This window comes from Ectobacillus soli (assembly GCF_042610425.1).
GTDB lineage: Bacteria > Bacillota > Bacilli > Bacillales > Bacillaceae_G > Ectobacillus.
Window position 1 is genome coordinate 684,297 of record NZ_JBGJZM010000001.1, and the last position, 26,300, is coordinate 710,596.

At 38.9% G+C, this 26,300-nt stretch carries 25 protein-coding genes and 1 pseudogene; 25 read left to right on the top strand and 1 reads right to left on the bottom strand.

Annotated features, from left to right (window positions below):
* Positions 1–6: 6 nt before the first annotated feature.
* The 17 genes from ACAN53_RS03590 (at position 7) to spoVM (ending at position 17,720) form a co-directional block, all read left to right on the top strand.
* On the top strand, positions 7–2,724 hold the full coding sequence (locus ACAN53_RS03590) for a cation-translocating P-type ATPase (protein WP_379967131.1): 2,718 nt from the start codon (positions 7–9) through the stop codon (positions 2,722–2,724).
* A 98-nt stretch (positions 2,725–2,822) separates the two neighbouring features.
* Entirely contained in the window at positions 2,823–3,698 is an 876-nt protein-coding gene (locus ACAN53_RS03595) for a YicC/YloC family endoribonuclease (RefSeq protein ID WP_379967134.1), read from the top strand.
* Positions 3,699–3,759: 61 nt separating this feature from the next.
* Positions 3,760–4,035 carry an extracellular matrix/biofilm regulator RemA gene (remA, locus tag ACAN53_RS03600; protein WP_379970247.1) on the top strand — a complete coding sequence of 92 codons (276 nt, stop codon included), beginning with the start codon at positions 3,760–3,762 and terminating at the stop codon, positions 4,033–4,035.
* A 13-nt stretch (positions 4,036–4,048) separates the two neighbouring features.
* On the top strand, positions 4,049–4,666 hold the full coding sequence (gmk, locus tag ACAN53_RS03605) for a guanylate kinase (RefSeq protein WP_379967137.1): 618 nt from the start codon (positions 4,049–4,051) through the stop codon (positions 4,664–4,666).
* Positions 4,667–4,668: 2 nt separating this feature from the next.
* Positions 4,669–4,881 carry a DNA-directed RNA polymerase subunit omega gene (gene rpoZ, locus ACAN53_RS03610; RefSeq protein WP_379967140.1) on the top strand — a complete coding sequence of 71 codons (213 nt, stop codon included), beginning with the start codon at positions 4,669–4,671 and terminating at the stop codon, positions 4,879–4,881.
* 128 nt (positions 4,882–5,009) lie between these two features.
* Positions 5,010–6,212, top strand: a complete 1,203-nt coding sequence (gene coaBC / locus ACAN53_RS03615; RefSeq protein WP_379967143.1) for a bifunctional phosphopantothenoylcysteine decarboxylase/phosphopantothenate--cysteine ligase CoaBC — start codon at positions 5,010–5,012, stop codon at positions 6,210–6,212.
* A complete protein-coding gene (gene priA / locus ACAN53_RS03620) occupies positions 6,209–8,611 on the top strand; it encodes a primosomal protein N' (RefSeq protein ID WP_379967146.1) in 2,403 nt (800 codons plus the stop codon). Before coaBC ends, priA begins: the two co-directional genes overlap by 4 nt.
* A gap of 11 nt (positions 8,612–8,622) precedes the next feature.
* On the top strand, positions 8,623–9,099 hold the full coding sequence (gene def / locus ACAN53_RS03625; protein ID WP_379967149.1) for a peptide deformylase: 477 nt from the start codon (positions 8,623–8,625) through the stop codon (positions 9,097–9,099).
* 13 nt (positions 9,100–9,112) lie between these two features.
* The gene (gene fmt, locus ACAN53_RS03630; RefSeq protein WP_379967152.1) at positions 9,113–10,054 is read left to right on the top strand and encodes a methionyl-tRNA formyltransferase; all 942 of its coding nucleotides are present in this window, start codon (positions 9,113–9,115) and stop codon (positions 10,052–10,054) included.
* Complete coding sequence (rsmB, locus tag ACAN53_RS03635) at positions 10,051–11,385, top strand: 16S rRNA (cytosine(967)-C(5))-methyltransferase RsmB (RefSeq protein ID WP_379967155.1); 1,335 nt, start codon at positions 10,051–10,053, stop codon at positions 11,383–11,385. The genes fmt and rsmB overlap by 4 nt, the downstream gene beginning before the upstream one ends.
* A gap of 4 nt (positions 11,386–11,389) precedes the next feature.
* The gene (rlmN, locus tag ACAN53_RS03640) at positions 11,390–12,475 is read left to right on the top strand and encodes a dual-specificity RNA methyltransferase RlmN (protein WP_379967158.1); all 1,086 of its coding nucleotides are present in this window, start codon (positions 11,390–11,392) and stop codon (positions 12,473–12,475) included.
* 4 nt (positions 12,476–12,479) lie between these two features.
* Positions 12,480–13,232 carry a Stp1/IreP family PP2C-type Ser/Thr phosphatase gene (locus tag ACAN53_RS03645; RefSeq protein ID WP_379967161.1) on the top strand — a complete coding sequence of 251 codons (753 nt, stop codon included), beginning with the start codon at positions 12,480–12,482 and terminating at the stop codon, positions 13,230–13,232.
* Between the two features lie 8 nt (positions 13,233–13,240).
* Positions 13,241–15,241 carry a Stk1 family PASTA domain-containing Ser/Thr kinase gene (gene pknB, locus ACAN53_RS03650; protein ID WP_379967164.1) on the top strand — a complete coding sequence of 667 codons (2,001 nt, stop codon included), beginning with the start codon at positions 13,241–13,243 and terminating at the stop codon, positions 15,239–15,241.
* A gap of 19 nt (positions 15,242–15,260) precedes the next feature.
* Positions 15,261–16,142, top strand: a complete 882-nt coding sequence (rsgA, locus tag ACAN53_RS03655; RefSeq protein WP_379967167.1) for a ribosome small subunit-dependent GTPase A — start codon at positions 15,261–15,263, stop codon at positions 16,140–16,142.
* A gap of 3 nt (positions 16,143–16,145) precedes the next feature.
* The gene (rpe, locus tag ACAN53_RS03660; RefSeq protein WP_379967170.1) at positions 16,146–16,790 is read left to right on the top strand and encodes a ribulose-phosphate 3-epimerase; all 645 of its coding nucleotides are present in this window, start codon (positions 16,146–16,148) and stop codon (positions 16,788–16,790) included.
* Between the two features lie 97 nt (positions 16,791–16,887).
* Positions 16,888–17,589 (top strand): thiamine diphosphokinase, encoded by a 702-nt coding sequence (locus ACAN53_RS03665; RefSeq protein ID WP_379967173.1) that lies wholly within the window; start codon positions 16,888–16,890, stop codon positions 17,587–17,589.
* Between the two features lie 50 nt (positions 17,590–17,639).
* Positions 17,640–17,720 carry a stage V sporulation protein SpoVM gene (spoVM, locus tag ACAN53_RS03670; RefSeq protein ID WP_379970248.1) on the top strand — a complete coding sequence of 27 codons (81 nt, stop codon included), beginning with the start codon at positions 17,640–17,642 and terminating at the stop codon, positions 17,718–17,720.
* A 68-nt stretch (positions 17,721–17,788) separates the two neighbouring features.
* Here the strand turns inward: spoVM and rpmB are convergent, their stop codons facing one another.
* The gene (gene rpmB / locus ACAN53_RS03675; protein ID WP_379967176.1) at positions 17,789–17,977 is read right to left on the bottom strand and encodes a 50S ribosomal protein L28; all 189 of its coding nucleotides are present in this window, start codon (positions 17,975–17,977) and stop codon (positions 17,789–17,791) included.
* Between the two features lie 305 nt (positions 17,978–18,282).
* Between rpmB and ACAN53_RS03680 the strand changes: the two genes are divergently transcribed.
* The 8 genes and pseudogenes from ACAN53_RS03680 (at position 18,283) to fabG (ending at position 26,299) form a co-directional block, all read left to right on the top strand.
* Complete coding sequence (locus ACAN53_RS03680) at positions 18,283–18,645, top strand: Asp23/Gls24 family envelope stress response protein (protein ID WP_379967179.1); 363 nt, start codon at positions 18,283–18,285, stop codon at positions 18,643–18,645.
* A 23-nt stretch (positions 18,646–18,668) separates the two neighbouring features.
* Positions 18,669–20,330, top strand: a complete 1,662-nt coding sequence (locus ACAN53_RS03685) for a DAK2 domain-containing protein (RefSeq protein WP_379967182.1) — start codon at positions 18,669–18,671, stop codon at positions 20,328–20,330.
* Positions 20,331–20,693: 363 nt separating this feature from the next.
* Positions 20,694–20,903, top strand: a pseudogene (locus ACAN53_RS03690) (L-serine ammonia-lyase, iron-sulfur-dependent, subunit alpha); the annotation flags it as partial.
* Between the two features lie 2 nt (positions 20,904–20,905).
* A complete protein-coding gene (gene recG / locus ACAN53_RS03695) occupies positions 20,906–22,927 on the top strand; it encodes an ATP-dependent DNA helicase RecG (protein WP_379970249.1) in 2,022 nt (673 codons plus the stop codon).
* Between the two features lie 99 nt (positions 22,928–23,026).
* On the top strand, positions 23,027–23,611 hold the full coding sequence (gene fapR, locus ACAN53_RS03700) for a transcription factor FapR (protein ID WP_379967185.1): 585 nt from the start codon (positions 23,027–23,029) through the stop codon (positions 23,609–23,611).
* The gene (gene plsX, locus ACAN53_RS03705; RefSeq protein ID WP_379967188.1) at positions 23,608–24,618 is read left to right on the top strand and encodes a phosphate acyltransferase PlsX; all 1,011 of its coding nucleotides are present in this window, start codon (positions 23,608–23,610) and stop codon (positions 24,616–24,618) included. Before fapR ends, plsX begins: the two co-directional genes overlap by 4 nt.
* Entirely contained in the window at positions 24,615–25,556 is a 942-nt protein-coding gene (gene fabD / locus ACAN53_RS03710) for an ACP S-malonyltransferase (RefSeq protein ID WP_379967191.1), read from the top strand. Before plsX ends, fabD begins: the two co-directional genes overlap by 4 nt.
* A 2-nt stretch (positions 25,557–25,558) precedes the next feature.
* Positions 25,559–26,299, top strand: coding sequence for a 3-oxoacyl-[acyl-carrier-protein] reductase (gene fabG / locus ACAN53_RS03715; RefSeq protein ID WP_379967194.1), 741 nt, complete (start codon positions 25,559–25,561; stop codon positions 26,297–26,299).
* Position 26,300: the final 1 nt, after the last annotated feature.

Below are 26,300 nucleotides of genomic sequence, written 5' to 3' on the forward strand. Positions count from 1 at the left end.
AATGAGATGAACTGGTATGAACTGCGTACACATGAAGTAGAAAAGGCAATGAAAACGAATGTGTCGATGGGATTAACAGAGATAGAAGCAAATAATCGCTATAAACAATTCGGTTCAAATGATTTGCGTATAACGAAACTTCCATCTGCATGGAGCGTATTTATCGCTCAGTTCAAGGATTTTATGGTTCTCGTTTTACTTGGTGCAACGATTATTTCTGCGCTACTAGGAGAACTAGTCGATGCTATCGCTATTGTTGCGATTGTCCTAATTAATGGAGTACTTGGCTTTTTTCAAGAGCGTAAAGCAGAAAAATCACTTGAAGCATTGAAGGAATTAGCATCACCCCAGGTCACGGTTATGCGAAATGGAAAATGGATAAAGATTCCTTCTAAAGGTCTCGTTAGAGGGGACATCATAAAATTCATGAGTGGTGACCGAATTGGGGCTGATATTCGGGTTGTTGAAGCGACTAGCTTATACATAGAAGAGTCCGCCTTAACGGGTGAGTCGGTTCCGGTTCAAAAAAAGGTGGAAGCAATAAGCAGTGATCATATAGGGCTCGGGGACCAAATGAATATGGCATTTATGGGTACGATGGTAACGAGAGGTTCAGGAATAGGTGTTGTTGTAAATACAGGGATGAATACAGAAATGGGGAAAATTGCTGATTTGCTTCAAAGTGCGGAAGAAAATGAAACTCCGTTGCAACGACGACTGGAACAGCTTGGTAAAATTTTAATTGTAGTAGCCCTACTGTTAACAGCGCTTGTTGTTGTAATCGGGGTATATCAAGGAAACAACATATATAATATGTTTCTTGCTGGTGTATCCTTAGCGGTGGCGGCAATTCCAGAAGGATTACCAGCAATTGTAACTGTGGCTCTTTCATTAGGTGTCCAGAGAATGATTAAGAAAAATTCGATTGTTCGTAAATTACCTGCTGTAGAAACACTAGGTTGTGCATCAGTTATTTGTTCTGATAAAACAGGAACGATGACGCAAAATAAAATGATGGTTACCCATCTTTGGTCTGGTGGAGAGATTTGGAATGTAACAGGAAAAGGGTACATTCCATCGGGAGAATTTATGCAAAATGGTAAAAAAATCGTACCGACCGGTGTTTCCTCTTTGCAACAATTGTTACAATTTGGGGTGCTTTGCAATAATGCAAATATCGTGAAAAAAAAGAAAGATTATGTGCTAGACGGAGATCCAACAGAAGGCGCCCTAATTGCAGCTGCCATGAAGGCAGGGTTTACCAGAGATGTGCTACAAGCACAGTATAAGATCGAAAAAGAATTTCCGTTTGATTCCACTCGTAAAATGATGAGTGTTATTATAAGAGATTCAAAGGGCAAACGGTTTGTCGTGACCAAAGGGGCACCAGACGTTTTGTTACAAATATGCAACGGCATATTATGGGGGAATAGAGCGCAATCTATGCCCATTCATAAAACAGAAGTACAAGAAGCCATTTCACATCTTGGTTCAAAAGCGCTGCGAACGATAGCCATAGCATATAAGCCATTACCTAGCAACGAAGTGATTGTGGATGAACGAGATGCTGAAAAAAACTTATTGTTCGTTGGGTTACAAGGAATGATGGACCCACCAAGACCTGAGGTAAAAGCAGCTGTTCAACAATGTAAAGAAGCAGGAATTCGTACGATTATGATTACCGGAGATCATAAAATGACAGCCATGGCTATTGCCAAAGAACTTGCGATATTACCAGAGGACGGGAAGGTTGTAGAAGGAGAAGCATTGTCACGTATGTCTGTTGATGAATTAGAAGAAATAGTAGAAGAAACCTATGTATTTGCTCGTGTATCACCAGAGCATAAACTGAAAATTGTAAGAGCTCTGCAAAATCGAAATCATATTGTAGCCATGACCGGGGATGGTGTAAACGACGCTCCTGCGATTAAAGCATCTGATATTGGAATCGCAATGGGCATTTCTGGAACAGATGTGGCAAAGGAAGCATCTTCACTCATTTTACTCGATGATAACTTTGCTACGATTAAAGAAGCAATTGAGGAGGGCCGCAATATCTATGAAAATATTCGAAAATTTATTCGATATTTGCTAGCTTCTAATGTAGGAGAAATTCTTGTAATGTTATTTGCGATGCTATTAGCACTTCCGCTTCCTCTAGTTCCCATTCAAATATTATTAGTGAATCTCGTGACAGATGGTCTTCCGGCGATGGCTTTAGGTCTAGATGCACCAGAAGAAGATGTAATGAAGAGAAAACCTCGCCATCCTAAAGAAGGGGTGTTTTCTAGAGGATTAGGATGGAAAATCATAAGTAGAGGTTTTTTAATTGGATTTGTAACGCTTCTTTCTTTCATCATTTCAAATAATCAAAATCCAAACGATCTAAATTACGCACAAACTGTTACATTCGCTACTCTCGTTTTATCTCAGCTTATACTCGTATTTGATTGCCGGAGTGAACATTCTATCTTTCATCGTAATCCATTTGGCAACTTATACGTAGTAGGTGCAGTATTCTTATCGATGCTTGTTATGCTCGCTGTTATTTATTATGAGCCGCTTCAATTAATCTTTAATACGCGTCCAATAGAGGCTAGAGACTGGCTTTTAATTGGTGCACTATCAGCGATTCCAACCTTTTTATTAGTTGGTTCTATATTTACGAAGCATAAAATGAAAAAAAGACCCCTCTTTATGAAAGGAGAAGTGAACTATAAATAGTCAAGGCAATGCAAATATGTTATTATTTTATATGGTAGTAGAGAAACAATCTCTATTACCTTTTTCGTTAAGAGATATCATTATTTGGATGTGATAAGATGATTTCGAGTATGACAGGATTTGGACGAGCAAAGATAGAGCGGAATGCATTTGTAATTACTGTAGAAATGAAATCGGTTAATCACCGCTTCTTAGAAACTAATATACGACTGCCAAGACATTTGATGATCTTTGAAGATAAGGTGAAAAAGGTAATCGCTTCCAATGTACGTCGGGGACGGATTGAAGTTTCGATTTCGGTTGAAGGAGAAGGACTTGTTGAAAGAAAGTTGCGGGTAGATTGGGAGCTATTAGAGCAGTACAAGGAAATCATGGTTTTAGCAGGTAATAAATTTAACTTACCTACTACCATTACCACGCAACAGCTATTAGCAATGCCTGACGTTACTTCAATTGAAGAAGCTGAAAAAATAGATGAAGAGTTTGAAGGAAGTTTGTATGAAGCAGTATCTTTGGCCGTGACCATGATGAAGGGGATGCGAGATAGAGAAGGAATACAGCTACACAATGACTTACTGAAACGCATTGAAATAATTGAAAACTGTGTTCAGAGTATTACTCCACTCTCATCGGTTGTCGTACAAAAATACCGGGAACGGTTAGCAGCAAGGTTGAAAGAAATAGGAAGTGTGGAGTTCGATGAACAACGAATTCTAACAGAAGTAACACTATTTGCAGATCGTTGTGATATTCATGAAGAATTGGTAAGGTTACAAAGCCATTTTGAACAATTTCGTGAAACGTTGGAAAGCAATGAAGCCATTGGTCGTAAGCTTGATTTTCTCGTTCAAGAAATGCATCGTGAAATGAATACAATCGGATCAAAAGCAAATGATGGAACTATTTCAAAATATGTTGTAGAAATGAAAAATAACCTTGAAAAAATCCGAGAACAGGTACAGAATATTGAATAGCTGTCTATACAGTTTAGTAGCTTAGGAATACGGTTAGACTTACTAGGAGGCACAGGTGACCATGTTGCAATTTTTGAATATAGGATACGGAAATATCGTGTCTGCTCATCGTATCATTGCGATCGTCAGTCCAGAATCAGCACCTATTAAGCGTCTTGTGCAAGAAGGACGTGAGCAAAACATTCTGTTAGATGCAACGTACGGTCGGAAAACAAGAGCCGTTATCATTATGGATGACGGGCATATTGTACTCAGCCCCATTCAGCCGGAAACAATCGCTCAAAGGTTAAATTCAAGCAACAAGGACGACAAAGAAGAGATTAGTGACGAAGGGTAGGGTTTACATACATATGAGAAGAGGAAGAGGATTTCTGATTGTACTTTCTGGACCTTCAGGAGTAGGGAAGGGTACAGTTCGGAAAGCATTGTTTGAACAGAAGGATATTCAATTGCATTACTCTGTGTCTGCTACGACGAGAAAACCACGCGAAGGTGAAGTAAACGGTGTAGATTATTTCTTTAAAACAAGAGAAGAATTTGAAGAAATGATCGCAAAAAATGGCCTTTTAGAATGGGCGAAATTTGTTGATAACTACTATGGAACACCCATTGATTATGTGGAAAAAACATTGCAAGAAGGAAAAGATGTTTTTTTAGAAATTGAAGTACAAGGAGCAATGCAAGTTAAGAAAGCTTTTCCAGATGGCGTGTTTATCTTTTTAGCTCCTCCAAGTTTGTCTGAATTAAAAAATCGTATCGTATCACGCGGAACTGAGACTGAAGATGTTATTCAAGATCGCTTAACAGTTGCGAAGGAAGAAATTGACATGATGGACGCCTATGACTATGTCGTTGAGAATGACGAAGTAGAACTAGCTTGCGAGCGGATTAAGGCAATCGTTATGAGTGAACATTGCCGCCGTGAGAGAATTGCCAAGTATTATAAACAAATGACGGAGGTTGATTAAATATGTTATATCCATCTATAGACTCTTTATTACAAAAAATTGATAGCAAGTACACGTTAGTTACGGTAGCATCTAAGCGTGCTCGTGAAATGCAAGAAAAACACGATTGCATGGTTGAAAATCCTGTCTCTGATAAATGTGTAGGTAAAGCATTAGAAGAAATTGAAGCAAAGATTTTAAATTTTGAACCATATGGAGAAAAGAGTCCGAAATAAGACGATTCTCTTTTCATTCAAACCATTTTAGTGACGACAACCTATTCACACTTAGGTTGTTATTTTTTTACGATAGGGAATCTCCAAATTGGAGAAGTTTCATTTTAAGAGAAATGGGGCGAAATAAAATGTTAAAAGGAAAGAAAATTTTATTATGTGTTTCTGGTGGAATAGCTGTTTTTAAGGCGGCAGCTTTAACGAGTAAACTTACGCAAGCTGGTGCAATCGTAAAGGTTATTATGACAGAATCTGCACGTAAGTTTGTTACGCCACTTACTTTTCAAGCCTTATCACGTCATGATGTGTATACCGATACATTTGATGAAAAGGATTCTTCAGTAATCGCGCATATTGATTTAGCTGATTGGGCTGATCTTACCTTAATTGCTCCAGCTACTGCAAACGTAATAGGAAAGCTGGCAAATGGTCTTGCTGATGATATGATGTCTACTACGTTACTCGCTGTAACATCACCTATCTTTATTGCACCAGCTATGAATGTACATATGTATGAGAACCCTGCGGTTCAAAAAAACATAAAAACGTTGGAGCAATTTGGCTACCATTTTATTGAACCCAATGAAGGTTTTCTAGCATGTGGATATGTGGCTAAAGGCCGGATGGAGGAGCCCGAGACGATTGTTGCCATGCTTGAAACGTTTGTTTCTCGTGATTTACCACTACAAGGCAAACGAATTCTCATTACAGCAGGTCCTACCCGTGAAAGAATTGATCCGGTTCGATTTATGACGAACTTTTCTTCTGGGAAAATGGGATATTCCATAGCGGATGAAGCAGTACAGAGCGGGGCTGAGGTTATTTTAATTTCAGGTCCGACCAATCTACAACCTCCTGCGGGTGTCCGTGTAGTGAACGTAGAATCAGCGGAAGATATGCTACGCGCTGTATTGAATGAGTATGATGCGGTGGATGCAGTTATTAAAACAGCTGCGGTAGCTGATTATCGTCCGAAAATAGTTCATAAGGAAAAAATGAAGAAAAAGGCAGACGATCTTACACTTGAATTAGAAAGAACACCAGATATTTTAAAAATACTTGGCGAACGAAAAACGAAGCAAACGCTAGTAGGATTTGCTGCTGAAACAAATAAAGTAGAAGAATATGCAAAAGGAAAGCTAGCATCAAAAAATTTAGATATGATTGTTGCTAACAATGTATTAGCTGAGGGTGCGGGTTTTGGAACGGATACAAATATTGTCACGATGTACAAGCGAAATGGGGAAATTGTTTCTCTTCCTAAGTTAAGCAAGCAACAGGTAGCCACACATATTTTAACGGAACTCAGCAATCTCTTAGGTGAGAAAGTATGAAAATAGCGAGTGTAATCGTGGATGTTCCGGCGAAACAGACGGACCGACCATTCGATTATAAAATTCCGAACCGCTTGGAAGATCTTGTACAAACAGGAGTACGGGTTGTTGTACCATTTGGATCTCGCAAGCTACAAGGCTTCGTAATTGCTACGAAAGATACAATGGATGTTGAAATTGATAAATTAAAGGAAATTGATACATTGTTGGATGTTACGCCAGCTTTAAATGAAGAAATGCTACAACTGGGATTCTGGTTAGCGAAGGAAACTCTTTGTTTCACCATTTCTGCCTTTCAAGCCATTCTCCCAACAGCGATGAAAGCAAATTATAATAAACATCTTGTGATGCGTAACTTGAAAGAAGCCCCGCAAGAGTTGCAACTGTTATTTGGCGAGCAAAATTCGTTAGACTTTAGCGATATTGATGAATCTTATTATCGTTTTATTCGTCAAAGTGTTGCCGATGGAGCTGTTGAGGTTGTATACGATGTAAAGGATCGCGTTCAAAAAAAGAAACAACGTATTGTATGGCCGCTTGCTAGCAAACAAGAATTAGAAGGGATTGTCCAAACATTGCGTAGTGAAAAACAACAAGACATTCTATATTACTTTCTTGAAAATAGCGAGCCCATACCTCTCCATCAGCTAAAGGAACAATTGCAAGTGACGGATTCACCTGTAAAGGCATTGGAAAAGAAAGGACTTTTACAAACAAAATATGTGGAAGTATATCGTAATCCGTATGATGATGATAGCTTTGAAAAAACAACATCACTTATGCTGACAGACGAGCAGCAAGAGGCGATGACGAATCTTCTCTCTAGTATAAACGAGGAACAGCATCATGTATTTTTACTTTATGGAGTTACAGGAAGCGGAAAAACAGAAGTCTATTTGCAGTCAATTGAAGAAGTTATTAAGAAAGGGAAAGAAGCCATCGTACTCGTTCCGGAAATCGCATTAACACCACAAATGGTAGAACGGTTTAAAGGTCGATTTGGATCGCAAGTTGCCGTTTTACATAGTGCTTTATCGGTTGGAGAAAAGTATGATGAATGGCGAAAAATTCAACGAAAAGAAGTGAAAGTTGTAGTTGGTGCTCGCTCAGCTGTATTTGCCCCTTTTGAAAACCTAGGTATTATTATTGTTGATGAAGAACATGAATCAAGCTATAAGCAGGAAGATAATCCCCGTTATCATGCAAGGGATGTATCGATTGAGAGAGGCATTCATCATCATTGTCCAATTCTTTTAGGAAGTGCAACACCAACGCTCGAAACATTTGCCAGAGCGAAAAAAGGTGTGTATAAGCTCCTTACTATGAAGAAAAGAATGAATAATCAAGAGATGCCGACAATGGAAATTGTTGATATGAGAGAAGAACTTAGAGAAGGAAATCGCTCTATGTTTTCTAAAAGCTTACATGAAAAAATTGAAGACCGCCTTCAAAAACGACAACAAAGTATATTATTTTTGAATCGAAGAGGTCATTCTACTTTCGTCATGTGCCGAGATTGCGGTTATGTTTTGCAATGCCCACACTGTGATATTTCTCTTACGTATCACCGAAAGCAGGAAAAATTGAAATGTCATTATTGTGGATATGAGCAACCAATTCCAAATGTATGTCCAGCATGTGAAAGCGATTATATTCGTTTTTTTGGGACAGGTACACAAAAGGTTGAAGAGGAATTGCAAAAGTTATTTCCAGAGGCTCGAATCATTCGAATGGATGTTGATACAACGAGTAAAAAAGGTTCCCATGAAAAATTGCTAAAAATATTTGGAGAAGGTAAGGCTGATATTTTGCTGGGGACGCAAATGATTGCAAAAGGTTTAGATTTTCCGAATGTTACATTAGTAGGCGTGCTAACAGCCGATACGATGTTACATTTGCCAGATTTTCGTTCCAGTGAAAAAACATTTCAATTGTTAACGCAGGTGAGTGGCAGAGCAGGACGTCATGAGCTTCCAGGAGAAGGGGTCATTCAAACCTATACACCAGAACACTATAGTATACAGCTTGCAAAAATACAGGATTATGATGCTTTTTTTGAACGGGAAATGTATATACGTAAACTCCATCAATATCCCCCTTACTTTTACTTAACTCTTGTAACAGTTTCGCATCCTGAATTACTAAAGGCTGTGCACACAACCGAGCAGATTGTATCCATTCTAAGACAAAAATGCTCACAACAATCACTTATCCTTGGTCCAGCCGCCTCGCCAATACCAAGGGTAAAAGATAGATATCGATATCAATGCATGATAAAATACAAACGGGAACCGAACTTACAGCAAGTATTACGTCTTGTAATGGAACATTATCAAACAGAAATAACAAAGCATCAGTTACAGATTTCGATTGATTTTAATCCAACGATGCTCATGTAGTGGAGGAAGTTATGGCAATATTAAATGTAGTGAAGTATCCAAGTAAGGTGTTAGAAACGGAATGTACACCTGTATTGGTTTATGATAAGAAAATAAGAAAACTATTAAATGATATGTATGAAACAATGCTTAGCAGTGATGGAGTTGGGCTTGCTGCACCGCAAGTGGGAATAACGCAGCAAATCGCAGTTGTAGACGTAGATGATGAGCATGGACGAATTGATCTTATTAATCCCATTATTATAGAAAAACGAGGAGAGCAGATAGGACCTGAAGGTTGCCTTAGCTTTCCCGATTTATATGGTGAAGTAACGCGAGCGGAGTATATTAAAGTTCGTGCATACAATCGCTTTGGTAAAGTGTTTGTACTAGAAGCAGATGGATTTCTAGCTAGAGCAATTCAGCATGAACTGGATCATTTGCATGGTGTTTTATTTACGTCAAATGTGAATCGATATTATGAGCCTGGCGAGTTAGAAGAAGCATAAAGGAGAGTTTCAAATGGTGAAAGTTGTATTTATGGGAACACCTGATTTTTCTGTCGGCGTATTACGTCGTATACTAGCGGATGGATATGAAGTAATTGGAGTGGTAACACAACCCGATCGACCAGTTGGAAGAAAAAGAGTACTAACACCGCCGCCAGTTAAGGTGGAGGCAGAAAAACATAATATTCCAGTTTTACAACCATTAAAAATTAGAGAGAAAAGTGAATACGAACATGTACTTGCCTTGCAGCCTGATTTAATCGTTACGGCAGCTTTCGGACAAATCCTTCCAAAAGAACTACTTGATGCTCCTAAATATGGTTGTATTAATGTACATGCTTCTTTACTTCCAGAATTACGCGGAGGTGCTCCAATACATTACGCTATTATGCAAGGAAAAGAAAAAACAGGTGTTACAATTATGTATATGGTTGAAAAACTTGATGCGGGTGATATTATTACACAGGTAGAGGTGCCGATTTTAGAGCATGATTCTGTTGGAACGCTTCACGATAAGCTAAGCCTTGCAGGAGCAGAATTATTGTCAACAACCCTTCCTCATCTTATGGAAGGTACAGTAACACCAATTAAGCAAGATGATAAGCAGGCAACTTTTGCATCAAACATTAAACGCCAGCAAGAGAAGATTGATTGGAGCAAAGACGGAGAAATAATTTACAATCATATACGCGGTCTACATCCGTGGCCGGTTGCATATACGACAATGCTCGGTCAAGTTATGAAAGTATGGTGGGGAGAAAAAGTCCAAGCTAGCAGTGCAGAGCCGGGAACCGTAATCAGCATAGAAGATGACGGATTTATCGTTTCAACAGGCAATCAAACCGCAATTAAAATTACAGATTTGCAGCCATCCGGGAAAAAACGGATGACAGGCGCACAATTTTTACATGGGACACACCTTAGCGTTGGCACAAAGGTAGGAATAGAAGAATGAATAAAAATGTGCGTGAACTTGCACTTGAAGGGCTACTACAAGTAGAAAAAAACGGGGCCTACAGCAACTTGCTGCTGAATCAACTAATCGAAAAGAATAAAATAGAAGGAAAAGATGTGGGTCTGCTTACCGAAATTGTATATGGAACGATTCAGCAAAGAGATGCACTTGACTATTATTTAAAACCATTTCTTCGAGGAAATATAGAGCAGTGGGTACGTGTCTTACTGCGTCTCTCTCTATATCAATTTCTGTATCTAGATCGCGTTCCTGCTCATGCCGTTATTTTCGAGGCAGTGGAGATTGCAAAAAAACGAGGACATAAAGGAATTAGTTCTGTTGTTAATGGTGTACTTCGCTCAGTACAACGACAAGGTGTTGCGTCTTTGACGGCTATTTCAGATGAAGCAAAACGTCTTTCTATTTGTACTAGTCATCCTGATTGGCTCGTGAAAGAATGGATATCATGTTATGGTATGGAAGAAGCCAAACAAATTTGTGAGGTTAATTTGCTTCCTCCAGTAGCATCGGCACGTGTAAATGTAAATCGTACTACTATAGAAGATGTTATTGTCATGCTTGCAAGTGAAGGGGTAGAGGCAAAACGTGGTGCATTATCTGAAGATGCAATTGTAATAGAAAAGGGGAACGTTGCTCATACGAAAGCGTTCCGAGATGGGTTTCTATCTGTTCAAGATGAAAGTAGTATGCTTGTTGCAAGAGCGCTAGATCCAAAAGACGGAGAAGTTGTGTTAGATAGTTGCGCCGCACCAGGAGGAAAATCTTGTCATATTGCCGAACGATTACAAGGCACAGGACATGTAGTGTCATTAGATTTACACCCACATAAGATACGACTTATTGATGCGCAGACGAATCGTCTTCATTTGCAAAATATAGAAACAAGGGTACTCGATGCTAGAAAAGCCCGAAACTCGTTTCATGATGAATCCTTTGATAAAGTGTTAGTTGATGCTCCATGTTCCGGATTTGGTGTAATTCGCAGAAAGCCTGATATTAAGCTTGGTAAAAAGCAGGAAGATAGCGAACATTTATCTCACATTCAGCTTGCGATTCTGCAGGAGATTGCCCCTCTTGTAAAAAAGGGTGGACGACTTGTATATAGTACGTGTACGATTGAACAGACAGAAAACGAGCAAGTTATTCACGCATTTTTACGGACTCATCCAGACTTTGAATGGGATGACACTGTCCGGGATCGACTTCCGCTTGTAGCAAGACAGTATGTGAAAGATGGACAATTGCAAATTTTGCCTCATTATTTCCTTACGGATGGATTTTATATAGCATGTTTACGAAAGAGGGTGTAGCAACATGGAAATGATAATTGAAAATAATGCAAATGTAGAAGTGAAGAAGCCTTCTATTTATTCATTAGACCTGAAAGATTTACAAGCTTGGTTAAAAGAGCAAGGAGAACCCGTTTTTCGGGCTGGGCAGATATTTGATTGGCTGTATAAAAAACGAGTAGATTCTTTTGAAAAGATGACGAATCTCTCTAAGGAATTACGAGTAAAATTGCCGAATTTCTTTGAAATTACTACTTTAAAAACGCTAGTAAAACAAGTTTCGGCTGATGGGACGATTAAATTTTTATTTGAACTACATGATGGATATTCGATTGAAACGGTATTGATGAAGCATGAATATGGAAACTCAGTTTGTGTTACAACGCAAGTAGGATGCCGAATCGGATGTACATTTTGTGCATCGACACTCGGAGGGCTGAAACGAAATTTAGCATCGGGAGAAATCGTTGCACAAATTGTAAATGTACAGCGTGCTATAGATGAAATGGAAGAACGGGTAAGTTCAATCGTTGTCATGGGAATTGGGGAACCGTTCGATAATTATGATAATTTAGTCAAGTTTTTACGTATTGTAAATCATGAACAAGGAATTCATATTGGTGCTCGTCATATTACGGTTTCTACAAGTGGGATTATTCCAAGAATTTATGATTTTGCTGATGAAAATATGCAGATTAACTTTGCTATTTCCTTGCATGCTCCAAATACTGAATTACGCTCTAAACTAATGCCAATTAACCGAGCATACAAGCTTCCTGACTTGATTGAAGCTGTAAAATATTATACAAAAAAAACAGGCCGTCGCATAACATTTGAATACGGTTTATTTGGCGGAGAAAACGATCAAGTGGAGCATGCAGAAGAATTAGCAAAGCTTCTAAAAGGTTTATTTTGTCATGTGAATCTAATTCCAGTGAATTATGTTCCTGAACGCAATTACGTTAGAACGCCGCGTGAGCAAATTTTCCGCTTCGAGAAAACGTTAAAAAGCCATGGTATCAATGTTACCATACGCCGTGAACAAGGCTCTGATATTGATGCCGCCTGTGGTCAATTGCGTGCAAAGGAGCGCAAAGAGGAGACGAGGTGAAAAGATGAAAACCATTTTTCTGTCCGACAGAGGAAAGGTTCGTCAACATAATGAAGACAGTGCTGGAGTATTTTACAATGTTGAGGGTGATATTCTAGCAATAGTAGCAGATGGTATGGGTGGTCACCGGGCTGGAGATGTAGCAAGTCAGATGGCTATCCAACTGTTTCATGACTTTTGGAAGCAAGCACAAGGCATAGATACCCCTAAGCTTGCAGAAAAATGGCTGTATGATCATGTTGAAATCATCAACGAACAAATATTTAATTATTCATTTGAACACGAAGAGTGTAAAGGGATGGGGACAACCATGGTCGCCGCCATTTGTACGAAGGCATTCGTAACCATCGGTCATATTGGAGATAGTCGGTGCTATATCGTCTCAGATGGAGAACTATCCCTTGCTACTGAAGACCATTCTCTTGTTAATGAACTGGTGCGATACGGGGAGATTTCAAAAGAAGATGCGGAATTTCATCCGCGTAGACATGTGCTCCTTCGTGCGTTAGGAACGGAAAAACAAGCAAATTTAGACAGCAAAACACTGATTTTAGAACATGGTGATCAATTGTTACTTTGTTCAGATGGCTTATCAAATAAGGTATCAAAGCAAGAGATGCAACAAATCTTACTATCTAATCAAGAGTTACAAGGTAAGGGAGAAGAACTCGTGCAAAAGGCAAATGACATGGGTGGGGAAGATAATATTACTCTTGTAATTGTTCAATACATCGATTCAGTGAGTGAAAGTGGGTGATTAACACCGTGATGATTGGAAGACGCCTAAATGATCGTTATAAGTTGCTCAAAATGATTGGTGGAGGCGGAATGGCTAATGTTTATTTAGCACACGACGATATTTTGGACCGCGATGTTGCTGTAAAAATACTCCGACTGGATTATGCAAATAACGAAGAGTTTATTAAACGTTTTCATCGCGAGGCACAATCTGTTACAACGCTGTCCCATCCTAATATAGTTAATATATATGATGTTGGAGAAGAAGAAGGTATCTATTATCTAGTAATGGAATTTGTTCCAGGCAGAACGTTGAAACAGTATATTGTGCAGCAAGGAATGTTATCGGTAACAGAAACATTAGATGTAATGGAGCAACTTGCATCAGCCATGTCCCATGCCCATCATTTTGAAATTGTACACCGAGACATTAAACCACAAAACATTCTAATTCGTGATGATGGTGTAGTTAAGGTTACAGACTTTGGAATAGCTACGGCTACTTCAGCAACAACGATTACTCATACAAATTCTGTCTTGGGCTCTGTTCATTATTTATCTCCAGAACAAGCACGGGGCGGTGTGGCAAATAAAAAATCTGATATTTACTCACTTGGAATTGTAATGTTTGAACTTTTAACAGGACGTCCTCCTTTTTCAGGAGAATCTGCGGTGTCTATTGCTCTTAAACATTTACAAAATGAAACACCTTCAGTAAAGCGGTGGAATCCTGATATTCCTCAAAGTGTAGAAAATATTATTTTAAAAGCAACTGCAAAGGATCCTTTTTATCGCTATGAATCTGTTGATGAGATGAAGCAAGATATTGTCACGGCTCTTTTTCCCGAGAGGGCCAATGAGGAACGCTTTCATATTCTAGAAGATGAGGAAGCTACGAAGGCTCTTCCGATAATACGTCAAGAAGCTTTTCCTGAAAGTGAATCTGATGAGACAATTATCAATACAGGAAAAGTGGATTCAAAAGAAGAACCGATGAAAGATAAGGAAGTAGGTAAAAAGAAAAAACCAAAGCGTAGGCTTATGATTAGTTTGCTTGTTGTATTTGTTTTGCTTACTTTGGGAGTTGTTGCAGCAGTTGCTGTTGTTCCAAATTTTTTCATTCCAAAAGATGTAAAGATACCCGATGTATCAGGCAAAACATATGCCGATGCTGTTAATATATTAAGTCAGAGCAAACTTCAAGTTGCTTCGACCCCTGAAATTATATATACCGATCAAATAGAAGAGGGAAAAGTCATAAAGACAAATCCAAAAGCAGGAACGACAGTCAAAGAAAATTCGAAGATTACCATTTATCAATCGGGCGGAAAGAAAAAGCAAAAAGTTAAGAATTATGTAGGTCAATCATTTGATAGTGTTCAAGATGAAGTAACACAAAATTTTGCAAGTGTTACGCCATACTACATCGATAGTGACAAACCAAAAGGTCAAATTATTGAGCAAGCTCCTGCTGCTGGTCAGGAAGTAATTGAGGAGGATCAGGAGTTTCGAGTTTGGATTAGTAATGGGCCAAAACGAATTGCACTTGCAGATTTTACAGGATGGACTGAAAGTCATGTGAGAAGCTATATTTCGGACAGTAAGCTAAATGTTGAAGTGACTCAACAAAACTCAGATACAGTTGCAAAAGGAAATGTTATTTCACAAACTCCAAAAGCAGATACAGCAGTACGTGAAGGAGATCTTATTTCTGTTGTGATTTCATCTGGACCGAAGGACGCTACAACCAATCCTTCAAATCCTGTAAGTTCAACAAATCCGCCAAAAAAGGTTACAGTTAGTGATATTCAAATTCCGTATCAGGCGTCAGCAGATAATAAACCACAAACAGTGGATATATATATGGAAGATATGAATACTACGTATGATAAGCCAGTTCAAACGAAAACGATTACGGCGTCAAGCACGATTTCTCTAGATTTTACAATTGCATACGGGAAAACAGGGCGCTATAAAATTGTTCGTGATGGTGTAACGATTACTGAAAAAGTAGTACCGTACCAGTGATAAATCAAGGAGTGAGTGTATGCCACAAGGCATGATAATAAAGGCATTAAGCGGGTTTTATTATGTTGAAAATGACGAAGGAGTTACACAGTGTCGGGGTCGTGGTATTTTTCGTAAGAATAAAATAACCCCTCTTGTTGGCGACTTAGTTGAATTCCAAGCGGATAATGAAACAGAAGGTTATATTCTCGAAGTTCTTCATCGGAAAAATGAGCTTGTTCGTCCTCCGATAGCTAATGTGGATAATGCAATTCTCGTCTTTTCCGCTGTGGAACCAGATTTCAGTACACTTCTGCTTGATCGATTTCTTGTGCTTATAGAATTTAACGGTATTAAGCCTATTATATGTATTAGTAAGATGGATTTAGTGGACAAGGAAGATTTACAAGAAATAGAAGGATACGTTGCAGATTATAGGAAAATTGGTTACGAAGTGTTGCTAACATCTAAACGGGAAGAACCGAGCATTGAAAAATTGCATTCGTTATTGCAAAATAGTATTTCTGTCATTGCAGGACAATCTGGCGTTGGTAAGTCTTCTCTTCTTAATCAATTGCGACCAGGACTTGCTATAAAAACAAATATTATTTCAACGCATCTCGGACGAGGCAAACATACGACACGTCATGTTGAACTAATAAAGGTTGGTAGTGGCCTCGTTGCCGATACGCCTGGCTTTAGCTCCCTTGAGTTTACCGATATGAATATAGAAGATGTGGCGGAAAGCTTTGTTGAACTAAAGAGGCAAAAGCAACATTGTAAATTTAGAGGATGTACCCATCTGTCTGAGCCAAAGTGTACGGTGAAAGAGGCAGTTGAATCGGGTATCATACCACGTTATCGATATGATCATTACGTTCAATTTATTCAAGAGATTCGAGATAGAAAGCCGAGGTATTAAGTTATGATTAAAGTTGCACCATCGATATTATCAGCAGATTTTGCTAGATTAGGGGAAGAAATTAAAGATGTAGAAAAAGGGGGTGCGGATTATATTCACGTCGATGTAATGGATGGACATTTTGTTCCAAATATTACAATCGGATCACTTATTGTAGAAGCAATTCGTCCCATTACATCCCTAACTCTTGATGTTCATCTTATGATTGAAAATCCAGACAACTATATTCCTGCGTTTGCAAAAGCTGGAGCGGATATTATTACCGTACATGTAGAAGCATGTCCACATTTACACCGAACGATTGGGCTCATTAAATCATTTGGGATTAAGGCGGGGGTTGTTCTAAATCCGCATACGCCAGTATCGATGATTAAGCATATTATCGAGGATGTTGATATGGTATTGCTTATGACTGTCAATCCGGGATTTGGTGGTCAATCTTTTATTCATTCGGTTTTGCCGAAAATTAAAGAAGTAGCAAATATGGTAGAAGAGAAAAATCTTACAGTTGAAATTGAAGTTGATGGCGGTGTTAATCCGGTAACAGCAGCTCTTTGTAGAGAAGCCGGTGCAAATGTTTTAGTTGCGGGATCTGCGGTATATAACCAAAAAGATCGTGAGGCAGCAATTCAAGCTATCCGTGGTTAAGTGTTATAGTAAACATCGATTAGGTTGCGTAGCACGAGGCTATTTGTAAGGATACACTGGAAAGAACGTTTAAATTCGGGAGATGACCTAGCAAGGAATGGCTATATTCCTGTTATGTTATCTCCTTTTTCAGTTATTTCTATCGGAGGTAGGGACTATGATTATTCATATAATGGCAGGCGGGCCAACTCATCTTCATCCAGACTTTGAGCAGTATTACAATGAGGAGGTAACCTGGGTGGCGGTTGACCGAGGTGTATATCATTTGCTACAAAAAGGAATTGTTCCTTATGTAGCATTTGGTGACTATGACTCGGTTTCAACGACAGAGTTGGAGTGGATGAAACAGAGAACGGACGAACTTCATATTGTACCTAAGGAAAAGGATGAAACAGATTTAGAGTTGGCCATTAACTGGTCTTTGCAACAAGAACCGGATTGTATACGTGTCTTTGGTGCGACGGGAGGAAGATTGGATCATGAACTAGCAAATGTGCAAATGCTCATGAAAGCAATCAATCAAAAAACAGAAATAACTATAATTGATTGTAAAAATGAAATACAAATGAAGAAGCCAGGCACGTACTTGCTCACATTAAATAGTAGGTTTCCTTATGTTTCCTTTTTGTCCGTTTCTGAATTTGTTTCTGGCATTACCTTGCAAGGATTTAAATATCCTCTCTCGAATCGAACACTTTCTATGGGATCTACATTATGTATAAGCAATGAACTTGTCGTGGAAAAAGGTACTTTTTCCTTTTCTTCTGGCATATTATTGGTGGTAAGAAGCACTGATTAATTCATACTCTTTGCTATATTGCAGAAGCAATGGTGTGTAGGAGGGAAGTCATGAGATTTTATACAATCAAGCTACCGAAGTTTCTGGGAGGTCTCGTGCGGGCTGTTCTTAATACGTTTAAAAAGAATTAAAAAAGCACCGATTACGGTGCTTTTTTCAATTCCAAATAAAAAAAGAGTCTCAGACTCTTTTTTTATTATTAAACGCGTTCAATTTTTCCAGATTTTAATGCTCTAGCAGAAACATAAACACGTTTTACTTTACCATTAACAACGATACGAACTTTTTGAAGGTTTGCTCCCCAAGTACGTTTCGTAATGTTCAATGCGTGTGAACGTGAGTTGCCAGAACGTGCTTTTCTACCAGTAATTGCACAAACACGAGCCATATATAATTCCCTCCTAACTACCTTATCCTACGAAATTTCAATGTTAGGCTACTTTTGACCTAAAAACACTATTTCAATTTAACATACCTGATTAGAGAATGCAATCCTATAGTGTAATAAATCAAGAAAATTTACTTGACATACGACTAGGGTACATGTTGTATAATAACAAAGGACTATTTTGATTATCGTTGTGAATTACCGAGAGCGCTTATTAGTGAAGTAGTATTTTTCTTACTAACAGTATATTATAATGATATAAGTAGTCTAGCTCACTTTGACTATTTTCGAAGGGGGAACCACATATGTCAATTGAAATAAATACACAATATGGTCAGATTAGTATTAGTACAGATGTTATTGCCATGACTGCAGGGGGTGCTGCAGTAGATTGCTACGGTATTGTAGGGATGGCATCTAAAAATCAGTTGAAAGACGGATTTACAGAAATATTAAGAAAAGAAAACTTTACTCGCGGTGTTATTGTTCGTAATGAAAATGACGAAGTACATATTGATATGTATATTATTGTGGGTTATGGCACGAAAATCTCAGAAGTTGCTCACAATGTTCAAACAAAAGTAAAGTATACATTAGATCAAACAATTGGACTTGCAGTGGACTCAGTTAATATTTTTGTCCAAGGAGTTAAAGTAACAAACTTGTGAATTGTATTAAGGAGGAAATATCAGTGTCAATTAAGCTAATTGATGGAAAACGTTTTGCACAAATGATTGCGCAAGGGGCGAACAATCTTACCAATAATGTGAAAGTTGTAGATGCTCTAAACGTTTTTCCAGTTCCGGATGGCGATACCGGTACTAACATGAATTTATCAATGACTTCGGGAGCTCGTGAGGTTCGTAAATCGAAAATGGATCATGCAGGCGAGGTTGGAGTTAGGTTAGCAAAAGGACTGTTAATGGGCGCACGTGGAAATTCTGGTGTTATCTTATCACAGCTGTTTCGAGGTTTTTCGAAAGCTATTGAAAGTAAGGAAGTTTTATCAACTGTTGATTTCGCACTAGGATTTGAAGCAGGTGTTGAAACAGCATATAAAGCGGTTATGAAGCCAGTTGAAGGGACAATTTTGACCGTTGCAAAGGATGCTGCAAAAAAGGCAACTATTGTCTCACAAACAGAAGATGATTTTGTTTCATTTATGGAGCAAGTAGTCAAGGAAGCAAACGCTTCTCTAAATCGTACACCCGATTTGCTTCCTGTTTTAAAGCAAGTTGGAGTAGTAGATAGTGGCGGTAAAGGACTTTGCGTTGTCTATGAAGGATTTTTAGCTGATTTAAAAGGGGAAACTATACAATCGCAAGAAATTCAACCAACGATGGAGCAAATGATAAATCAAGAACATCATAACGTACAAAGCCAATTAAATACTGCGGATATTAAATATGGTTATTGTACTGAATTTATGGTAAAGCTAGATGCTGAGAAAGCAAAGCAACAGTCATTTTCTGTTGAAAAGTTCCGTAATGAAATTAGTGAAATGGGAGATTCATTGCTGGTTGTAGCTGACGATGACATTGTCAAAGTACATATTCATGTTGAATATCCAGGTAATGCTATGAATTATGGTCAACGCTATGGAAGTCTAATAAATTTAAAAGTAGAAAACATGCGTGAACAACACACTCATTTATTACAGGATGATCATGTGGCAAAAGAAGCTCCAAGTGAAAAACAGGCATATGGAATTGTAACGGTTGCTATGGGGTCGGGTATTAAGGATTTGTTTATCAGTATTGGAGCTAATCAAGTCATTGAAGGTGGACAGACAATGAATCCGAGTACGGAAGATATTGTGTCTGCTATTCAAGAAGTAAATGCAGACAATATCATATTGCTTCCAAATAATAGTAATATTGTTATGACTGCACAGCAAGCAGCGTCAGTTTCGGAAGGGAATATAATAGTTGTTCCATCTAAAAGTGTACCCCAAGGGATGGCAGCGATGCTAGCTTTTGATCCAAATGCAAGTCTCGAGGAAAATGCTGCTAACATGAAAGAAGCGCTGCAACATGTTAAAACTGGACAAGTTACGTACGCTGTTCGTGACACTGAAATGGATGGCATAAATATAAAGAAAAATGATTTCATGGGTATAGCAGATGGAAAAATTGTTGTAACCGATGAAAATGAAGTAGAAGCAGGAAAGAAACTACTCCAAACGATGATTGACGAAGATTCAGAAATCGTTACGATTTTACAAGGGGAAAATGTAGATGAAATGGAGCTTGGTAAGCTTAAAGCATTCGTAGAAGAAACATTCCCTGAAGTTGAAGTTGAAATCCATAAAGGAAATCAACCACTTTATCCTTTTATTTTTTCTGTTGAATAGATAAATAGCATATAGGAAGAATGACTATATAAAGAGGTGACGCAAAAGGGGAGTACTTTTCTCCCTTTGTGTTGCTTCTTTTTTGTTATTTTTATTCATTGCGAAAGGGATAAGTCAAAGCTATTTGGCGATTCTTACTTATTAACAAAGAACTTTTTTCTCGTTATACTAGTAGTAATAATTGCGGAGCATAATCGAATTTGATTGCTATGGTATGTGCTTTTATAACTGTGATGTATTCTCGACACGAAAGAGGCTATGAATATGAAATACAAATCTGTTTTTGACATAATTGGTCCGTCAAGTTCACATACAGCAGGTGCTGCAAAAATTGGACGAGTAGCACGTAACTTATTTCGAAAAAAACGTAATGCCATGGGTGCAGCGAATGCGATGGTTGCTGCAGATATGGCACTAGGTGGGATTACAAGTAGAATTCCTTGTGATGAAGTAATTGGTGCTGGGCAGGCAATGCCAGTAGCCCTACGCGAAACGGCAAAAGGAGGATTGGCAGCTACACCGACCGGGAAAGCGCTGGAAGCAAAAATCTACGGTGCAGCTTCTTACAAGTGAGTATGAAAATAGCTATTACACAAATTAAAGGTATAGGAGAAGAAATGTCGCAACAGCTTGGGGAGATGGGGTTGTATACAGTAGAGGATTTGCTAGAACATTTTCCCTATCGGTATGAAGATTATTCCATGAAGGATTTAGAAGAGGTAAAGCACGATGAACAAGTTACAGTAGAAGGAATGATTCATAGCTTGCCCCTTTTGCAATACTACGGGAAAAAGAAATCTAGGCTTACCTTTCGTCTCCTTGTTGGTCGTTATTTAATTCAAGTTGTATGCTTCAACCGGCCCTATTATAAAGATAAAATAAATATGGATGAGAAAATTACGGTTTCCGGTAAATGGGATCAGCATCGTCAAACCATTATTGCATCGAATGTACATTTTACGAAAATAGAGCGGACCATAGAACCGGTGTATGCAGTGAAAGGAAAGGTAACTGTAAAGCAGCTTCGACGGTTTGTTATACAAGCTTTTAAACAATTTGATGTGAAGGATCCACTTCCAGAAGGATTGCGGGCGCGGTATAAATTGCTTCCACGTTTGGAAGCAATGCGTATACTCCATATGCCTTTAAGTCATGAGGACTTGAAGCAAGCCCGCCGACGCTTTGTGTATGAAGAGTTCTTCTTGTTTCAACTCAAAATGCAGGCGCTTCGAAAAATCCAGCGTGAAAATGCTGCTGGACAAACCAAGTATTACTCAGGTGCAGCTCTGCAGCAATTTCAAAATAGTTTACCTTTCCCACTTACTAATGCGCAAACACGTGTCGTTTCTGAGATATTGAATGATCTTACATCTCCCTATCGCATGAATCGTTTATTACAAGGTGATGTTGGTTCGGGAAAAACGGTTGTGGCAGCTATTAGCCTCTATGCAACCGTGCTTGCAGGATTTCAAGGAGCTTTAATGGTTCCAACAGAAATTCTAGCAGAGCAGCATGTACAATCACTTAAGCAACTATTTGTACATACTAATGTTTCTATTGAATTGCTAACAAGTTCTGTTAAGGGGGTTCGGCGTCGTGATATTTTAGAACGTCTTGCCAGAGGAGAGGTACATATCTTAATTGGGACACATGCACTCATTCAAGATGAAGTGAATTTTAAATGTCTGGGGCTAGTTATAACCGATGAACAGCATCGCTTTGGAGTAGCACAACGACGTGTGTTAAGAGAAAAGGGGGAACAGCCAGATGTTCTGTTTATGACTGCCACTCCTATTCCTCGTACACTTGCTATCACCGTTTTTGGAGAAATGGATGTTAGTATAATAGATGAAATGCCAGCAGGGCGCAAAGAAATTGAAACATATTGGGCAAAACACGATATGTTTGAGCGAGTGGTGGCGTTTGTAGAAAAAGAAATGCAAAAAGGGCGCCAAGCCTATGTGATTACCCCACTCATTGAAGAATCTGAAAAGTTAGATGTGCAAAATGCTATTGACTTACATAGTATGCTCACACATCATCTGAAACAATTTCAAGTAGGGCTTATGCATGGACGTTTGTCGGCTGCAGAAAAAGAAGATGCTATGCGAAAGTTTAGTACGAACGAAGTGCAGCTTCTTGTCTCCACAACCGTAGTGGAAGTAGGTGTGAACGTACCTAATGCGACTGTAATGGTAATCTACGATGCGGATCGGTTCGGATTATCACAATTGCATCAGCTTAGGGGCCGAGTTGGACGAGGCAGTGAGCAGTCTTACTGCATATTAATTGCAGATCCAAAGTCAGAAGTAGGGAAAGAACGTATGCGCATTATGACAGAGACAAATGATGGATTTGTTTTATCAGAAAAAGATTTAGAACTTCGAGGACCTGGTGACTTTTTTGGAAGAAAGCAAAGTGGACTCCCAGATTTTAAAGTTGCCGATATGGTACATGACTATAAAGTGCTAGAGATTGCTAGAGATGATGCTGCTCTTCTAGTGGAAACACATGCGTTTTGGAGCAGCTCCGTATACGCTGATTTACGTTCTTATTTAGATGAAGTTGGTGTTCTGCAAGATGAAAAGCTAGATTAGTATGACAGTGTGCTACTTATAATTTTTTGTTGCATTCTGCTACTATACCTCATATACTACTATTAGTACCTAGTCATAAAATGAAAGGTTTAAAATAGGATGCGGAGAAACAAAAAAGAACGGCAAAAATTATTATTAGAAACAATTCGAGAAAACCCGTTTGTTACAGATGAAGAGCTTTCTCGAACATTTCAAGTTAGTATTCAAACGATTCGATTGGACCGTTTGGAATTGGCGATTCCAGAGCTCAGAGAGCGTATTAAGAGCGTTGCTGCAAAACAATATGAAAATGTAAAAGCATTACCTTTGGACGAAGTAGTCGGAGAAATTATTGATATGGAGCTTGATCATCATGCAATTTCTATTTTTGATGTCAAGCAAGAGCATGTATTTAAGAGAAATGGCATCGCACGAGGACATCATTTGTTTGCACAAGCAAATTCGTTAGCGGTAGCTGTTATAAATGATGAAGTTGCTTTAACGACAAAGGCTAATATTCAATATCGCCGTTCTGTAAAATTGAACGAACGGGTCATAGCAAAGGCGAAAGTATTGGATTCTGGAAATAGTAAAAGAAGATCTGTTGTTGAAGTGAGCAGCTTTGTTGGAAACGAAATTGTTTTTATTGGTACGTTTGAAATGTATAGATATAGTAAAAATAGTGAGGATGGTACAAACATATGAAGATTGCAATCGACGCAATGGGTGGTGACCATGCACCAAGAACAGTAGTTCTCGGCGCGATGAAGGCAGTCGAAACATTCCCTGATGTACACATTACATTAGTAGGAAAAGAAGATGAGATACGTAAGTATGTAACAAAGCAAGATCGTATTTCCATCATACATAGTGAAGAAGTAATTGAAGGAGACGACGAACCTGTTCGTGCAGTTAGACGTAAGAAAAGATCTTCTTTGGTGTTAATGGCAAAAGAAGTGAATGAAGGAAGAGCCGATGCTTGTATTTCAGCGGGAAATACAGGAGCACTGATGGCGGCTGGACTATTCGTTGTTGGACGAATAGAAGGAATTGAACGTCCTGCATTATCTCCGACTCTTCCTACTGTAGATGGAAGAGGTTTTGTTATGCTCGATGTAGGCGCAAATGTGGATGCAAAGCCTATCCATCTTTATCAGTATGCGGTAATGGGCTCTCTTTACGCTGAAAAGGTAAGAGGGATAGCCAATCCGAGAGTTGGATTACTGAATGTTGGAACAGAGGACGGGAAAGGAAACGACCTATCCAAACATGTATTTTATTTATTAAAGGATTCTAACTTGAATTTTGTTGGAAATGTAGAAGCACGTGATTTACTGCAGGGAGTTGCTGACGTTATCGTGTGTGATGGTTTTACTGGTAATGTGGCTTTAAAAACGCTTGAAGGCACAGCATTATCTGTATTTTCCATGTTAAAGGAGCAACTAACAAGCTCTTTTACAAGTAAGTTGGCTACGTTAATGTTAAAGCCAAAGCTTATGAAGCTAAAGGAAAAAATGGATTACTCTGAATATGGGGGCGCTGCACTAATAGGACTTAAGGCTCCTGTTGTGAAAGCACATGGATCATCGGATGAAACTGCAATATTTAATGCCATTCGTCAAACGAGAGATATGGTGGCAAAGCAAGTAATCCCTACTATTGCATCCATGATAGAAGCAACGCCACTTCAAATAAAGGAGGAAGAAAAATGAGTAAAGTAGCATTTTTGTTCCCAGGTCAAGGATCACAAACGGTTGGTATGGGAATGCAAATAGGAGAACGTTTCGAAGAGGCTGCTCAAATATTTAAACAAGCAGATGAAGTTCTGCAAGCGCCACTTTCACAAATTATATTTGAAGGACCGCAAGCAGAGCTTACAAAAACAACAAACGCTCAGCCTGCATTATTAACAACAAGTTATGCCATTCTAACGGTGATGAAAAAATTTGATATAACACCCGATTATGTAGCAGGTCATAGCCTAGGTGAATATAGTGCTCTCGTTGCAGCGAATGCCCTTTCATTTCAAGATGCTGTCTATGCGGTGCGTAAACGCGGCGAATTTATGGAAGAAGCGGTTCCTAACGGAGAAGGCGCAATGGCTGCTATTCTTGGTATGGATCCAAATGCATTGCAAGCGGTGACGGAGGAAGTAACAAATGAAGGACATGCTGTACAAGTTGCGAATATGAATAGCAGACAGCAAATTGTCATTTCAGGAACGAAGCAAGGTGTAGAAATTGCTTGTAAAAAAGCAAAGGAAAATGGTGCAAAGCGCGCGATTCCACTTCGCGTTAGTGGACCGTTTCACTCTTCTCTCATGAAGCCAGCAGCAGAAAAATTCCGAACTGTTTTAGACAACATACAAATACAAGATGCTCATATACCAGTTATCGCTAATGTAACAGGAGATATTATTACAAATAGTAGTGATATCCATGATAAATTAATTGAGCAACTTTATTCACCTGTGCAGTGGTATCCTACTATCGAACGTTTGATAGAACTTGGTGTGGATACGTTTATAGAAGTTGGACCAGGGAAAGTACTTGCAGGGTTAATGAAGTCCATTGCTCCTTCGGCTAAGACGTATGCTGTGTATGATGAAGAGAGCTTGAATGATACGATTTCTAAGTTGAAGGGAGAATAAACATGTTAACGGATCAAGTTGCGGTAGTTACAGGTGCATCGCGCGGAATAGGTCGTGCAATTGCTCTCGATTTAGCAAAGCAAGGCGCAAAAATCATCGTGAATTTCGCTGGCAATGAAGAAAGAGCGAAGGAAGTAGTTGAAGAAATTCAAGCACTTGGAAGCGAAGCTATTTCTGTACGTGCAGATGTATCAAATACAGAAGAAGTAGCGGATATGATGAAAATTGCGATAGATACATTTGGAAAAATTGATATTCTTGTGAATAATGCAGGCATAACAAAAGACAATCTCCTTATGCGTATGAAAGAGGATGAATGGGATGCTGTCATTCGAACAAATTTAAAAGGCGTTTTCGTCTGCACCAAAGCGGTAACACGCCAAATGGTGAGACAACGCTACGGACGAATTATAAATATTGCATCTGTTGTAGGAGTGACAGGTAACCCAGGACAAGCAAACTATGTAGCTGCAAAAGCAGGTGTCATTGGCTTTACGAAAACAGCGGCGAAAGAACTAGCTGCACGTAATATTACAGTAAATGCACTAGCGCCAGGTTTCATCGTAACAGACATGACTGATGTGCTCACAGAAGAAACGAAAAATGAAATGTTAAAACTAATCCCGCTTGCAAGATTTGGACAAGCACAGGACATAGCAAACGCAGTAGCATTTCTAGCATCTGAACAAAGCAGTTACATCACCGGACAAACCATCCACATAGACGGCGGAATGGCAATGTAAT

Bases quoted from the DNA above. Each gene is read 5' to 3' on its own strand.
- rlmN (WP_379967158.1), top strand. From the start codon at position 11,390: ATGGAAATGATAATTGAAAATAATGCAAATGTAGAAGTGAAGAAGCCT.
- gmk (WP_379967137.1), top strand. From the start codon at position 4,049: ATGAGAAGAGGAAGAGGATTTCTGATTGTACTTTCTGGACCTTCAGGA.
- ACAN53_RS03590 (WP_379967131.1), top strand. From the start codon at position 7: ATGAACTGGTATGAACTGCGTACACATGAAGTAGAAAAGGCAATGAAA.
- priA (WP_379967146.1), top strand. From the start codon at position 6,209: ATGAAAATAGCGAGTGTAATCGTGGATGTTCCGGCGAAACAGACGGAC.
- ACAN53_RS03680 (WP_379967179.1), top strand. From the start codon at position 18,283: ATGTCAATTGAAATAAATACACAATATGGTCAGATTAGTATTAGTACA.
- coaBC (WP_379967143.1), top strand. From the start codon at position 5,010: ATGTTAAAAGGAAAGAAAATTTTATTATGTGTTTCTGGTGGAATAGCT.
- rpmB (WP_379967176.1), bottom strand. From the start codon at position 17,977: ATGGCTCGTGTTTGTGCAATTACTGGTAGAAAAGCACGTTCTGGCAAC.
- fapR (WP_379967185.1), top strand. From the start codon at position 23,027: ATGCGGAGAAACAAAAAAGAACGGCAAAAATTATTATTAGAAACAATT.
- ACAN53_RS03595 (WP_379967134.1), top strand. From the start codon at position 2,823: ATGATTTCGAGTATGACAGGATTTGGACGAGCAAAGATAGAGCGGAAT.
- rsgA (WP_379967167.1), top strand. From the start codon at position 15,261: ATGCCACAAGGCATGATAATAAAGGCATTAAGCGGGTTTTATTATGTT.
- rpoZ (WP_379967140.1), top strand. From the start codon at position 4,669: ATGTTATATCCATCTATAGACTCTTTATTACAAAAAATTGATAGCAAG.
- def (WP_379967149.1), top strand. From the start codon at position 8,623: ATGGCAATATTAAATGTAGTGAAGTATCCAAGTAAGGTGTTAGAAACG.
- fabG (WP_379967194.1), top strand. From the start codon at position 25,559: ATGTTAACGGATCAAGTTGCGGTAGTTACAGGTGCATCGCGCGGAATA.
- spoVM (WP_379970248.1), top strand. From the start codon at position 17,640: ATGAGATTTTATACAATCAAGCTACCGAAGTTTCTGGGAGGTCTCGTG.
- ACAN53_RS03665 (WP_379967173.1), top strand. From the start codon at position 16,888: ATGGCTATATTCCTGTTATGTTATCTCCTTTTTCAGTTATTTCTATCG.
- ACAN53_RS03645 (WP_379967161.1), top strand. From the start codon at position 12,480: ATGAAAACCATTTTTCTGTCCGACAGAGGAAAGGTTCGTCAACATAAT.
- recG (WP_379970249.1), top strand. From the start codon at position 20,906: ATGAAAATAGCTATTACACAAATTAAAGGTATAGGAGAAGAAATGTCG.
- rsmB (WP_379967155.1), top strand. From the start codon at position 10,051: ATGAATAAAAATGTGCGTGAACTTGCACTTGAAGGGCTACTACAAGTA.
- fmt (WP_379967152.1), top strand. From the start codon at position 9,113: ATGGTGAAAGTTGTATTTATGGGAACACCTGATTTTTCTGTCGGCGTA.
- fabD (WP_379967191.1), top strand. From the start codon at position 24,615: ATGAGTAAAGTAGCATTTTTGTTCCCAGGTCAAGGATCACAAACGGTT.
- rpe (WP_379967170.1), top strand. From the start codon at position 16,146: ATGATTAAAGTTGCACCATCGATATTATCAGCAGATTTTGCTAGATTA.
- remA (WP_379970247.1), top strand. From the start codon at position 3,760: ATGTTGCAATTTTTGAATATAGGATACGGAAATATCGTGTCTGCTCAT.
- plsX (WP_379967188.1), top strand. From the start codon at position 23,608: ATGAAGATTGCAATCGACGCAATGGGTGGTGACCATGCACCAAGAACA.